Origin of the sequence: Lentzea sp. NPDC042327, assembly GCF_040647275.1 — a bacterium.
Taxonomy (GTDB): Bacteria; Actinomycetota; Actinomycetes; order Mycobacteriales; family Pseudonocardiaceae; genus Lentzea.
Genome location: NZ_JBEZBX010000004.1, coordinates 30,761 through 44,229 on the forward strand (window position 1 = coordinate 30,761; position 13,469 = coordinate 44,229).

The window sequence follows — 13,469 nt, forward strand, 5'->3', positions numbered from 1 at the left end:
GGTGCACCGGTCAGATGGCTGGACAACGCCCGTCACCCGGGGGGTGGAGCAAACCCGTTGGGATCGCTCGTCCTGGGCTTTGGAGCTTCCGGATGTCGTGCAGCAGCACAAAATCCTGCCCGGTTGTCAAGCCGCAGCCATAGCCGTTGATGAACTCGTCATAGGCGGACACGATGAACCGATCGGCCGCCTCGTCGGTCTTTTTCGTCCCGGTCGCTACGACAAACGAGTAATTTTCTCGGTTTTCCGGTTTGAGTGGACACACGGGCGGCGGGACCGGCGATAGTTCCGGGGGGAGTCGGCAGACCCCGCGCCGAGCGGTCGAGGAGACGACGTGCACACGAGGCTGCGGCAGTACTCGGTCCTGGTGTCGGTGGTGGCGGTGGTCTCCTCGGCGGTCACGGCCACCGGCGTGCCGGTAGCGGCCGCTCCCCGCGACCTGCCGGCCAGGACGGAGGTGGCGGCACCCCGCGCGGCGGCACCCCTCGTCGACCCACCACCCGGTCCCGCGACCTACGCGTACGACGCGCTCGGACGGATCGCCGGCATGGTCGGCGCCGACGGCTCGGTCGCGCGGTACACCTACGACCCGGCGGGCAACCCGTTGTCGGTCGAGCGGCTCGGCACGCCGGCCGTCGCGGTCCTGTCGACCGTGCCCGGCATCGTGCGTCCCGGCGACGCGATGGTGGTGTCCGGCAAGGGCTTCGGCACCACCGCGACGGCCAACACCGTGAAGGTCAACGGTGTCACGGCGACGGTCAAGACGGCCGCCGCCGACCGGCTGACGGTCACCGTGCCGACGTCGGCGACGACCGGCGCGGTCACCGTGACCACGTCGGCCGGCACCGGCACCGGCCCGGTGGTCACCGTCGTCCGCAACGACAAGCCGACCGTCACCGACGTCACGCCGAAGATCGCCGCCGCCGGGTCGACCGTCACCGTCACCACGACCAACTCCGACCCCGAGTTCGCCAACAACCTGGTGCGGGTCAACGGGATGCTGGCCGCGGTCACCGCACGCTCCGGCGGCTCCCTCACCGTCCGGATTCCGCCGGGCGCCGCGACCGGCACCGTGTCGCTCAGCACCCCGGCCGGCACCGGCACCAGCTCGGCCGTGCTGGTCGTGCCGCCCACCGGCATCGACCCGGCGAGCATCGACACCGCCGCGGCCATCACCGCGGGCACCGCGACCCAGGTGCCGGTGGCGGCGCGCAAGTGGGCGGTGCGGTACTTCTCAGCCGCCGACGGGGACCGGTTCGCCTTCTCGCTGAGCGACGGCACCTTCGGCTCCTGCGGCCTGTACGCCCGCGTCCACGACGAGCGCAACCGGCAGACCGCCACCGGCAGCTGCGTCGGCACCGGCGGCTGGATCGACACCGGCCCCACGAGCGGTCCCGGGCTGCGCACGATCTTCCTGCGCAACGACACCGACACCGCCGGCACCACCACGGTGACCGTGCGGAAGGTGCCGGCCGACCTCAACGCCGGCGCGCAGTCCCTGTCCGGCACCGCGAAGACGGTGACGGTCGCCAACCCCGGCCAGAACGCCTACACGACCTTCTCCGGCACGGCGGGCGGCCGCGTCATCATCCAGACCACCAACGCGTCGTCGCAGTTCGGCTGCTGCGGCCTGTACTGGTGGCTCGTCGCACCGGACGGCACCCGCGTCGGCGACACCAAGTACCCCAACGACACCCTCGACACGACCACCCTGCCGCAGACCGGCACCTACCGCGTCTTCCTCGATCCGGGTGGCGCCAACACCGGGTCGGTCACGGTCAGCGCGTGGTCGGTCCCGGCGGACCTCAACGCGGGCACCCAGCCGCTCGACGGCACCGCGAAGACCGTCACCTTCACCAAACCCGGCCAGAACGCGTACACGACCTTCGCCGGCACGGCCGGGAACCGGGTCACCGTCCAGTCCACGAACGCGTCGTCGCAGTTCGGCTGCTGCGGCCTGTACTGGTGGCTCGTCGCACCGGACGGCACCCGCGTCGGTGACACGAAGTACGCCAACGACACCCTCGACACGATCACGCTCCCCCAGACCGGCACCTACCGGATCGTGGCCGACCCGTCGTCGGTGCTGATCGGCTCGGTCACGTTCACCGCGTGGACGGTGCCCGCCGACCTCAACGCGGGCACCCTGACCCTCGACGGCACGGCCAAGACCGTCACGATCTCCAGCGCCGGCCAGGACGCCTACGTCACGTTCTCGGCCACGACGGGTCAGCGCGTGCTGTTCCAGTCCCTCGACACGTCCGCCAACCTGGGCTGCTGCGGCGCGACCTGGCAGGTGATCGCGCCGGACGGCACGCGTTTGTCCGACGAGTACATGAACTCCACTGTGGACACGCGCACGCTGCCCCAGACCGGCACGTACAAGATCTGGTTCGGCCCGCGCGGCACCAACACCGGCTCCACGACGTTCAAGGCGTGGACCGTGCCCGCGGACCTCAACGCCGGCACCCTGACGCTCGACGGCACCGGCAAGACCGTCTCGATCACGAACCCGGGCCAGGACGGTTACGTCACCTTCTCCGCGACCGCGGGTCAGCGGGTGATCTTCCAGTCCCTCGACACGTCGGCCAACCTGGGCTGCTGCGGCGCCGCCTGGCAGGTCTTCGCACCCGACGGCACGCGGATCTCCGACGAGTACATGAACTCCACCGTCGACACCAAGACGTTGACGCAGACCGGAACCTACAAGATCTCCTTCGGCCCCTACGCCGCCAACACCGGCTCCACCACGTTCAAAGCGTGGACCGTGCCCGCCGACCTCAACGCCGGCACCCTCACGCTCGACGGCACCGGCAAGACCATCTCGATCGCCAGCCCCGGCCAGGACGGCTACGTCACCTTCTCCGGCACCGCCGGGCAGCGCGTGATCTTCCAGTCCCTCGACACGTCCGCGAACCTGGGCTGCTGCGGCGCCGCGTGGCAGGTGTTCGCCCCGGACGGCACCCGCATGTCGGACGAGTACATGAACTCCACGGTGGACACGAAGACGTTGCCGCAGACCGGAACCTACAAGATCTCCTTCGGCCCCTACGGCACCAACACCGGCTCGACCACGTTCAAGGCGTGGACCGTCCCGGCGGACGTCAACGCGGGCACGATCACCCTCGACGGCACGGGCAAGACCATCTCCATCACCAACCCGGGCCAGGACGGCTACGTCACCTTCTCCGGCACCACGGGCCAGCGAGTGATCTTCCAGTCCACCGACACGTCGGCCAACCTGGGTTGCTGTGGCGCCGCGTGGCAGGTGTTCGCCCCGGACGGCACCCGCATGTCCGACGAGTACATGAACTCCACCGTCGACACCAAGACGTTGACGCAGACCGGGACCTACAAGATCTCCTTCGGGCCGTACGGCACCAACACCGGCTCGACGACCTTCAAGGCGTGGACCGTCCCGGCCGACCTCGACGCGGGCACGATCACCCTCGACGGCACCGCGAAGACCGTCACGGTCACCAACCCCGGCCAGGACGCCTTCGTCACCTTCTCCGGCACGGCCGGCCAGGCCGTGACCATCGGGTCCAGCAACACCTCCGGCTCGCTGGGCTGCTGCGGCGCGGCCTGGCAGATCATCGCGCCGGACGGACAGCGGTTGACCGACCAGTACATGAACACCGAGGTCACCGGGCGCACGTTGCCGCAGACCGGCACGTACAAGGTGTGGTTCGGCCCCTACGGCATCAACACAGGCGCCACGACCTTCACCGCGCGGACCGCCACCGCCCTCGCCGCGGCGGTCGCACCACCGGCCGAGCAGGCCAAGCAGAACGAGCGGACCGAGCAGGCTCCGGTGGCCACGGCCGTCGCCGAACCGAAGCACGAGACCAGGACCAAGCCCCAGCTCCTGCCGGCACGGCTGCGGGACGACTCGCTGCGGGTCGACCCCGACCCGGCCTCCCCGAACGCCGCGACGCTGGTCCGCGACGACCGGCTCGACGCGGCCTGGACGCCGGACGCGGGCAACCTCGACGGCCGTGACTGGCTGACGCGGCGCGGCCCGGCCACACCGGTGACCGACCTGACCGCGCCCAAGGGCGTCACCGCGATCAGCGGGCACGTGCTCGGGCTCGACGGCAGGCCGCTGGCCGGCATCCCGGTGCGCGTCGACTCGATCCGCACCACCACCGACGCGAGCGGCCGGTTCCTGCTGTCCGGTGTCCGCGCCAACGCGACCATGATCGTGGTCGACGGGTACGCGGCGGCCACCGGCAAGAGCAGGTACGGCACGTTCCGCATCCACGCCAGGGTCGAGCGGGGCACGACGACGCCGCTGGACGCGCCGGTGTGGCTGCCCAAGCTGGACATGGCGCACACGGTCGAGCTCGCCGCGCCGACCACGAAGGACACGGTCCTGACCACGCCGGCCATCCCCGGCCTCGAGGTCCACATCCCGGCCGGCACCGTCGTGCGCGACATGGACGGCAAGGTCGTCACGGAGCTGGGCATCACCGCCATCCCGATCGACCGGCCGCCCTACCCGTTGCCGCGCAACGGAATCGTGCCGACGTTCTTCACCGTCCAGCCGGGCGGGGCGACGATCTTCCCGGACGGCGCGAGCGTGGTGTACCCGAACTACACCAAGCTGCCCGCCGGCACCGTTGTCGACTTCTGGAACTACGACCCGGCCGAGAAGCAGTGGTACGTCTACGGCCACGGCAAGGTCAACGCGGACGCCAGCCGGGTGATCCCGGACGAGAAGACCAAGCTGTGGACCCTCGACGGCGCGATGTTCAACACCGGCGGCAACCCGAAGCCGGACAAGCCGTGGTGGCAGGACCTGCTCGACAAGCTCTCCGGTGACCCGGTCGACCTGTCCACCGGTCTGCTGACCGACACCCACACCGATCTCGGCCTCGACGACACGGTGCCGATCGCGCTGAACCGGCAGTACTGGCAGGGCGACAACCACAGCCGCGACTTCGGGCTGAACTCCGGCGCCGACCACAACATGTACCTGGCCTCCGAACAGCAGTACCAGGAGGTCGACCTCTACACCCCGGGCGGCGGGCGCGCGCACTACGTCCGCACCTCGCCCGGCACCGGCTACGGCGACGCGGTGTTCGCCGCGGTCGGCTCCCCCGGCCGCTACACCGGCTCCACCATCGCGCAGGAGAACGGCGACTGGGTGCTGACCCTGCGGGACGGCACCAAGTGGTTCTTCCCCTGGTACAGCAGGCCGCGTGCCATGCGTGACCGCAACGGCAACGAGGTCACGTTCGTGCGGCCGAGCGGCGCCAACGGCGAGGTCACCCAGATCGTCTCGCCCAACGGCCGCTGGATCGGGCTGGAGTACGACGCCTCGGCCCGCGTGATCAGGGCCAGCGACAACATCGGCCGCCAGGTCGGCTACACCTACGACACGGCGGGCCGGCTCGCGACCGTCACCGACCCGGCGGGCAAGGTCACCACCTACACCTACGACACCGCGAACCGGGTCACCGGCATCACCGACGGGCGCGGCAACACCTACCTGAGCGTCGCCTACGACGCGAACGGCAGGGTGTCGCGGCAGGACATCGCCGACGGCGGCTCCTTCACCTTCGCCTACACCCTCGACGCGCAGAACCAGGTCACCGAGACCAGGGTGACCCAGCCGAACGGGTCGGTGCGGCGGGTGACCTTCACCGCCACCGGGATGGTCGCCACCGACACCACCGCCTTCGGCACGTCGCTGGCGCGGACCACCACCTACGAACGCGGTGCAGGCAACCGGCTCGACGCCGTGGTCGACCCGTACGGCCGGCGCGCCGAGTACACCTACGACGCCGCGGACCGGGTGGTGAAGGCGACCGGCCTCGCGGACACCGCGGGCGAGTACACCTCGGCCGAGGCCACCTGGGGGCCGTACGACCAGCCGACGACCACCAAGGACGCGGCCGGGCGCACCAGCACCTTCACCTACGACGCGAAGGGCAACCTGCTCACCGCGACCGACCCGCTCGGCCGCACCACGACCACCACCCGCACGTCGGCGGGGCAGGTCGCGACCCTGCGCGACCCCGCGGGCGCGACCACCACGTTCACCTGGGAGTCCGGCACGCTGACCGGGGTGCGCGACGCGCTCGGCCGCACCGCGACGACCTTCCACGACGCGGCCGGCCGGCCGGTGCTGTGGACCGACGCGGCGGGAGCGCGCAAGCTCGTCGCCTACGACGCGCTGAACAACCCGGTGAAGGTCACCGACGCGCTCGGCGGCGTCAGCACGTTCACCTACGACGCCAACGGCAACCGGACCGCCTACACCGACCCGCGTGGCAAGACGACCTCGTGGACCTACGACAAGGCCGACAGGGCGGTCACCCGCGTCGACCCGTTCAACCGCACCGACACCACCACCTACGACGGCACCGGCCGGGTCACCGCGACGGTCAGCCGCGCCGGGCTGCGCACCGAGATGACCTACGACCAGCTCAACCGGCCGGTCAGCATCAGGTACGGGGTGACCGGCGCCGGCACGCAGCAGTCGAAGATCACCTACGGCTACGACGCCCTGGACCGGCTCACCACGCTCACCGACACGGCGGGCGGCACCACCAGCCAGACCTGGGACTCGTTCGACCGGCTCGCCACCACCACCGGACCCAACGGCACGGTCGGCTACACCTACGACGTCCTCGGCCGCACGACCGGTGTCACGGTGCCGGGGCTGCCCGCCACCACCTACACCTACGACAACGCCGACCAGCTCACCGGCGCGACCCGCGGTGGCGACACGGTCACCGTGACGCGGGACGCGGCCGGGCGGGCCAGTGCGGTCGCGTTGCCCGGCGGCTGGCGGCAGGCCTTCACCCGGGACGCGATCGGGCAGGTCACCGGCATCGCCTACAGCCACAACGGCACCGCCAAGGGCGACCTCGGCTACACCTACGACGCGGTGAGCAGGCGGACCTCGGTCACCGGCTCGCTCGCGAACGTGGCGCTGCCGGCCGCCAGGTCGGACCTGGCCTACGACAACGGCAACCGGCTGGTCTCCGCCGGTGGCACGGCGCTGACCTACGACAACGACGGCAACCTGCTCTCCGACGGCACCACCACCTACACGTGGAACGCGCGCGGCGAGCTGACCGGCACCAGCCGGTCCGGGCTGACCAGCACCAACGTCTACGGCCCCACCGGGGTCCGGGACACCCGCACGGTCGGCTCGGCCACCACCCGGTTCGTCTACGACGGCGCCAACGCCGCGGCCGAGCTCGACGCCGCGGGCACGTTGTCGGCCGGGCTGCTCGCCATGGGCACCGACAAGTGGGCGGGGCGGGCCCAGGCGGGCATCACCGACAGCGTCCTGACCGACGGGCTCGGGTCGCCGCTGGCGCTCGGGCGAGCGGACGGGACACTGGCCGCGACCCAGTCCTACGACCCGTTCGGCGTGCCGGCCACCACCGGTGACGCCCGCGGCTCGGACCTGTCGTTCACCGGGCGGCAGGACGACGGCACCGGCCTGCTCCAGTACCGCGAGCGCTACTACAGCCCCGCGCTGGGCCGGTTCATCTCCGAGGACCCGATCGGCTACCAGGGCGGCGGCAACCTCTACGCCTACGTCGGCAACTCGCCGGCCAACGCCACCGACCCGAACGGCACCAACCCGCTGCTGCTCGGCTGCCTCGGCGGGGCCGCGATGGACGCGGCGATGGACTACGCCGGGCAGCGCCTGTCCGGGCGCAAGGTCGACTGGGGCTGGGGCGGCGTCGGCGGTGCCGCCGCGGCCGGCTGCCTCGGCGGGATGCTCGGCGCCGGGATCGGCAAGTGGCTGTCGAAGGCCGCGGACATGCGCGACATCCAGAACGGGTGGAAGGCGGCGAACGGGAAGGGCTGGCAGCGCGGTCAGGACATCTACTCCAAGACCGCGGCGGGCAACGACCCGGCCTGGTCGACCGTGCGGTCGCGGTACTGGAAGAACGCCGCGGAGCACCCCAGCGCGAGCCGGCAGTGGTCCGACGCCGACCTCGCCAGGATGCGGTCCGGGCAACCGCCCACTCGCTACAATCCCGACAAGGGCGGCATGGAGTCGATGGAGCTGTCCCACGAGCCGATCCCCATGCGCGACGGCGGCAAGCGGGTCGTGCCGCGCTGGCCGCAGGACCACGCGGCCAGGGACCCGTTCCGGCACCCCGGGTACTGACGAGGGACTGTGATGGCCAAGAAGCTGGGCGAGTTGTTCGCCGAGGGGCGGGGTGCGCCCCTCGACGTGGCCGGGCAGCGCGTGACGATGACCTACGAGCTGCCCGACCCCGCCGACGGCCAGACCCTGCGGATCGCGTTCACCGGCGCCCGCCGGGACCGGCGGGAGGGTCTGGTGGTCAAGGCCAGGGGCGGGGTGCTGGAGGTCAACGGCCAGCGGCTCGCCGAGGTGGTGCTGTGGACCGACACCGCACCGCCGCTGGTCGAGCTGACCGTGCGCCGGTCAGGGCGCGGGGCGCTGCTGGTGCGGATGTGGAACACCTGGGTCGACGACACCGGCGTCGACCAGGCGTGGGTCGGCAACGCGGGGATCGTCGTGGAGGAGACCGGCGACGGGGCGGTGCTGCGGTGCAGCGACGGCTACGACGACCCCTCGTTCGACGACCTCGTGGTCGCGGTCGCCCGGTGATCGACCGCCGCGACCTGCTGGTCGGCGCCGGCCTCGGCACGCTGCTGGCGTGCCTGGGCCTGTCCGGCTGCGGCACACCGGGCACCGACCCGCCCGGCACCCACCCGGTGCTGCGCACCCCGCGTCCGGCCGGGGCGCTGGCCCTGCTGCGGGCACGGGGGACGGACGCCAGGGCGCGGCTGCTCGGCGTGCGCGGCGACGACGTGATGGTCGGCCTCGGCCCGACGCTCGCGGACGTGCCCGTGATGCCCGACTTCCCCGGCGAGACCCTGGACCGCGACCGGTCCCGCACCGACGCGTTCGTCCAGGTCGAGGGGGACGACCGGGACGACTGCGCGGACCGGCTGGCCGAGGTGCTCGCCGAGCTGCCCGGCCTCACGCCGGTGTGGACGGTGCCGGTCCACCGCGACGTCGCCCCGCCGCTGGACGGCAAACCCCTGCAGCGCAACCCGTTCGGCTTCGTCGAGGGGCAGACCAACGAGCAGTCGGTGCTGCTGCCCGACGGCGACACCCTCGCCGCGCTGCGCGTCATCCGGCTGGCCCACCCGCTGTGGGACGCCGACAGCGCCGAGGCGCAGGCCAGGATCATCGGCCGCCACCCGGACGGCACCTGGCTCGACGGCACCCCGCCCGGCCGCGTCCCCGACTACGCCGGCGACCCGGACGGTGTGGCGATCCCGCTGAACTCGCACGTGCGCGCCATGAACCCGCGCACCGGGGACACCCCGGCGCCGCGCATGCTGCGCCGGTCGTGGATCTACCAGGAGACCCCTGCCGAGACCGGTGTGGTGTTCATGGCGTTCCAGTCGTCCTTCGAGGACGGCTTCGCCCGCGCACAGTCCCGCCTGGCCTCGGACGCGCTGCACCCGTACCTGCTGACCACGGCGGGCGGGTACTACCGGGTGCCCGCCTGACCCCGGTCCTCGCGTTCTCCCCCGCGCGAGCGGTGCCGTTCCGGTGGCCGCGGTGAGAAGACACCGCTTTCGGGCGTTTCATCCCGGTTGCGCCTGTGCAAGGCGTTCCTGAGTGGATCATCCGATGGTTGAACGGGGTGGTCTTGGGCAACATCACCCGCATGGCATCGGTTGCACTGGCTCGACACGTGTGGCAACGAGCGGCCGCGGTGGTCCTGGTCCTGGTGTCGGTGGGCGGTTGCCAGTGGCCGCGCGACGCCGACGGCACCTTGGACCGGGTGCGGGAGGGCACGCTCCGGGTCGGGGTCGCGCACCGCCCGCCGTGGACGATCACGGACGGGAACCAGGCACCGGGCGGTGCCGAGACGGTCCTGGTGCAGCGCTTGGCCGACAGCCTGGGCGCGCGCGTGCAGTGGGTGTCCGGCGGTGAGGCCGAGCTCATGACCGCGCTGTCCGAACGCAGCCTCGACCTCGTCGTCGCGGGGCTGGACGCCGAGTCGCCCTGGGAGAAGGACGTCGCACTGACCACCGACTACCTCACCACGGACATGGTCGTCGCCGTGCCCGCGGGAGCAGCGGCTGACATCACCGGGCAACGGGTGCTGGTGCGGGAAGGCAGCGCCGAGGCCGCGCTGCTGTCCGACGAAGACGCGACCGCCGTCCCCGTCGCCGACGTTCCCGAACGCCCCGGCGGTGCCGCGGTCGTCCCGGACTGGCGGGTGGACGCGGCCGGCCTGACCGACTCCGGCATCCACCTGTCCAGTGCCGATCACGTCATGGCGGTGCCCGCCGGAGAGAACGCCTGGCAGAGCACGGTCGAGCGGTTCCTGCTGGACCTGAAGCCCGACGAGGTGCGCCGGCTGCTGCTCGACGCCCGCCGTGAGGGGGCGTGACATGGCCGCGATCCACGACAGCTTCGAGCTTCCGCCCGACAAGGCGGCGCTGCACCGCCGGGCCGTGCGCCTGGAGTGGTGGACGGTCGCGTTCTTCGTCGTGGCCATCACCGTGCTGGCCGTCGTGCTGGGCCAGTCGCAGGCCATGAAGGCGGCCTGGGTGGAGGACATCCTCGCTCTCGCGCCGCCCATCGCGTTCCTGGTCGCCGATCGCTACCGCAACCGGCCCGTCGACGAGGAACACCCCTATGGGCATCACCGCTCGGTGGCCATCGCGTTCCTGGCCTCCGCCTTGGCACTGCTGATCCTCGGCGGCTACATCCTCGTCGAGTCCGTGCTGCGGCTCGTGCAGGGCGAGCGCCCGCCGATCGGGTTGATCGAGGTCTTCGACCACGCGGTGTGGCTGGGGTGGCCGATGATCGCCGTCCTGCTGGCCACCATGGTCCCCGCGATCCTGCTCGGCCGCGCCAAGACGAAGCTGGCCGCACAACTGCACGACAAGGTCCTGCACGCCGACGCGGAGATGAACCGCGCGGACTGGCTCACCGCCGGCGCCGCCGTCCTCGGCATCCTCGGCATCGGCGCCGGGCTGTGGTGGGCCGACGCCGTCGCCGCGATCATCATCTCCGCCGACATCGTCCGCGACGGCCTGCGCACCACCCGCACCGCCGTCGCCGACCTGATGGACCGCCGGCCCCGCACCGTCACCGACGACCAACCGCACCCCCTGCCCGCTCAGCTCACCGCACTCGCCCTGGACCAGCCCTGGGTCACCGACGCCTGGATCCGGCTGCGGGAAGAAGGCCACGTGTTCGTCGGCGAGATGCTCGTCGTACCCCGGCCCGGCACCGACGACCTCGTCGAACGGCTCGACCGGCTCAGCCACCGGCTGCGCGACGCCGACTGGCGCATGCACGACATCGCCGTCATGCCCGTGCGCGAGATCCGCCGGTGACCCGGCATCCGCTCGCCGCGTGCAACGCCGATCTTGAACACGCGGCCGGGAACTGTCAGGACGACGAGAGGCAGCGCCGCACCGCATCGGCCACCGCACCGGGATCGTCCAACTGCACCATGTGCGACGCTTCTGGCACGATGCGATGAAGGCCATGAGCGGAAAGGGAGGCCATCGATCCGTGGGCGGTGAGGATGTGCAACGCCGACCTCGCACCGCCCAGCGTCCCTCCCGCCGTGAGCACCTGCCACGGCACATCCGGCAACGGGTGCGTGCGCAACGCGTCCACCTCCGCAACCAAAGCGGGATAACCGGCGAGCTCTTCGACCACGGCGGCGGTGGCCGGTGGCCTGCCGAAGAGCCGGAGCAGCGGACCGGCGCAGCGTGCGGCCGGTCCTGCGGCACCCACCCGGAGCAGGGCCTGCGCGAACACGGCGGAGAGGTCGAACGGGCGGCCGACTCCGGGCGGGACGAGGCTGGGGTCCACGAGCACCGCGCCGCGCACGCGTTCGGGGCGCAACCGCGCGTACGCCTCCACGTGCAGACCGGCGAGCGAGTGCCCGACCAGCACGGCCGGGGCTCCGGCGACGTCGAGGACCGCGTCCAGCACCGCCACCTCGCGCCGGGCCGACGGTGGTTCGGGCGACGGGGTGCTCGCGCCGGTGCCGGGCCGGTCGAAGCGCAGCACCCGCGCGGACGGGGTGAGCAGGCGGGTCACGACGTCCCAGTCGGCGACAGCGCCGGCCAGGCCCGAGGTGAGCACCACCGGCGGCGCGTCCGCCGGTCCGTCCACCAGCAGGTGCAGGGTCGATCCCACGACGTTGGCCACGGGACACAGCATGGCGCAAGGATGAGGCGGGCGTGATGCGGGAACCGTTGTCCCGCCGGCCGCACGGGTGGTTGGTCACTGCCGCGGTCCTGTACTCGTGCTGGCTGCTGGAGCTGGTCCTGCCGACCGGGTTGTCCTCAGTGGACAGCTACGTGAGCGAGCTGCTCGCCGACGACCAGCCGTACCGGTGGCTGTTCCGCGTCACCGACTCGCTGGCCGCCTGCTGCCTGCTGCTCGCCGCCCGCGGGATGCGCGGACGACTGGTCGTCGCCGCTGTGCTCGTCTTCGCGGGCGCGACCCTCGCCGACACCGCGCTCGCCCTGGACTGCGCGCCGAGCGTGGACATGGTGTGCCGCGCCCGGGAGAGCAGCGGGTCGGTGTCGCTCGGACATCAGTTGCACCAGGTGACGAGCGTGCTGACGTTCCTCAGCGCACTGGTTGCCGCCGTGGGTTTCGCACGGAGCACACGGTGGTGGAGCGCCTGGGTGGTGGCGGTGCTGCTGGCCGTGACGGGGGTGCTGTCCGCGGTGCTGGTCAACCACCCCGGTGCCGGTCTGGTGCAGCGCGTGCAGCTGCTGACCGTCGCGACAGGACTGCTGCTCGGGGCACGGGCGTCGGCCCGGTGGGCTCGCACCGGGCCGGCTGCCCCGCCGCGCGAGCCGCGGTGACACGGGTCATGCCATCACGGCGCCGCCAGGCCATGCTGGTCGTCTGCTTCGCGCTCGCGGTCTGCCTGCTCGCAGGCGCGTGGTGGCTGAGCACCCGGCACCGGCCGATGGGTTCGTCGTCGGGGACCTCGGTCTCGTGCATCACGGCGCAGGACGAGAAGGACGACCACTGCGGGCGGGTCGCGGCCGACATCGCCCGGCGCACGCCCCTCACCTCCGCGCAGCGCACCGCCGCTGAACAGGTCTACAACAACGTTCAGCGCGCCATGTCGGTCGACTCGCGCTGCAGTTCCGCGCCGAACGACAGGTGCGTCGTGCCCTCCAGGCGTCCACCGGCCACCGACGACGCGGATCGCCGCCGCACGGCCCTGGAACGGGCCGGGTTCGTGAACAGCGTGGTGCGCATCGCCCGCCCGGACGACCCCGCGCCTTCCGGGGCCCTGCTCTACGCGGTGCCCGTCGCGGAGAACGCCTGCCTCGTCGGGTACGTCACGAGCGTGCCGGGTGGAGGGGGCGGGAGCTTCCTGGGAGGGCTCCTGCCCCACGGCCGGTGCCTCGACGACTAGGGCCTGTGTCGAGGTCCCGTTCGATGAGAGTCG

At 72.0% G+C, this 13,469-nt stretch carries 8 protein-coding genes; 7 read left to right on the forward strand and 1 reads right to left on the reverse strand.

Annotated features, from left to right (window positions below; translation table 11 throughout):
• Nucleotides 1–334: 334 nt before the first annotated feature.
• From AB0A63_RS11175 to AB0A63_RS11195, 5 genes are all read left to right on the forward strand, one after another.
• Nucleotides 335–8,143, forward strand: coding sequence for an RHS repeat-associated core domain-containing protein (locus AB0A63_RS11175; protein WP_360388463.1), 7,809 nt, complete (start codon nt 335–337; stop codon nt 8,141–8,143).
• Between the two features lie 12 nt (nt 8,144–8,155).
• Complete coding sequence (locus AB0A63_RS11180; RefSeq protein WP_360388465.1) at nt 8,156–8,611, forward strand: hypothetical protein; 456 nt, start codon at nt 8,156–8,158, stop codon at nt 8,609–8,611.
• On the forward strand, nt 8,608–9,525 hold the full coding sequence (locus AB0A63_RS11185) for a hypothetical protein (RefSeq protein ID WP_360388468.1): 918 nt from the start codon (nt 8,608–8,610) through the stop codon (nt 9,523–9,525). The genes AB0A63_RS11180 and AB0A63_RS11185 overlap by 4 nt, the downstream gene beginning before the upstream one ends.
• A gap of 161 nt (nt 9,526–9,686) precedes the next feature.
• A complete protein-coding gene (locus tag AB0A63_RS11190) occupies nt 9,687–10,418 on the forward strand; it encodes a transporter substrate-binding domain-containing protein (RefSeq protein ID WP_360388471.1) in 732 nt (243 codons plus the stop codon).
• Between the two features lies 1 nt (nt 10,419).
• Nucleotides 10,420–11,373: a cation diffusion facilitator family transporter gene (locus AB0A63_RS11195; protein ID WP_360388474.1), complete on the forward strand. Its 954-nt coding sequence runs from the start codon at nt 10,420–10,422 to the stop codon at nt 11,371–11,373.
• A gap of 55 nt (nt 11,374–11,428) precedes the next feature.
• On the opposite strand, the gene AB0A63_RS11200 is transcribed toward AB0A63_RS11195, so the two are convergent.
• Nucleotides 11,429–12,214, reverse strand: coding sequence for an alpha/beta fold hydrolase (locus AB0A63_RS11200; RefSeq protein ID WP_360388476.1), 786 nt, complete (start codon nt 12,212–12,214; stop codon nt 11,429–11,431).
• 23 nt (nt 12,215–12,237) lie between these two features.
• On the opposite strand from AB0A63_RS11200, the gene AB0A63_RS11205 reads away from it, so the two are divergent.
• Together AB0A63_RS11205 and AB0A63_RS11210 are read left to right on the forward strand one after the other, a co-directional pair.
• Nucleotides 12,238–12,870, forward strand: a complete 633-nt coding sequence (locus AB0A63_RS11205; protein ID WP_360389843.1) for a DUF998 domain-containing protein — start codon at nt 12,238–12,240, stop codon at nt 12,868–12,870.
• A gap of 8 nt (nt 12,871–12,878) precedes the next feature.
• Entirely contained in the window at nt 12,879–13,436 is a 558-nt protein-coding gene (locus tag AB0A63_RS11210) for a hypothetical protein (RefSeq protein ID WP_360388479.1), read from the forward strand.
• Nucleotides 13,437–13,469: the final 33 nt, after the last annotated feature.

Bases quoted from the DNA above. Each gene is read 5' to 3' on its own strand.
- AB0A63_RS11205 (WP_360389843.1), top strand. From the start codon at position 12,238: ATGCGGGAACCGTTGTCCCGCCGGCCGCACGGGTGGTTGGTCACTGCC.
- AB0A63_RS11210 (WP_360388479.1), top strand. From the start codon at position 12,879: ATGCCATCACGGCGCCGCCAGGCCATGCTGGTCGTCTGCTTCGCGCTC.
- AB0A63_RS11195 (WP_360388474.1), top strand. From the start codon at position 10,420: ATGGCCGCGATCCACGACAGCTTCGAGCTTCCGCCCGACAAGGCGGCG.
- AB0A63_RS11200 (WP_360388476.1), bottom strand. From the start codon at position 12,214: ATGCTGTGTCCCGTGGCCAACGTCGTGGGATCGACCCTGCACCTGCTG.
- AB0A63_RS11180 (WP_360388465.1), top strand. From the start codon at position 8,156: ATGGCCAAGAAGCTGGGCGAGTTGTTCGCCGAGGGGCGGGGTGCGCCC.
- AB0A63_RS11190 (WP_360388471.1), top strand. From the start codon at position 9,687: ATGGCATCGGTTGCACTGGCTCGACACGTGTGGCAACGAGCGGCCGCG.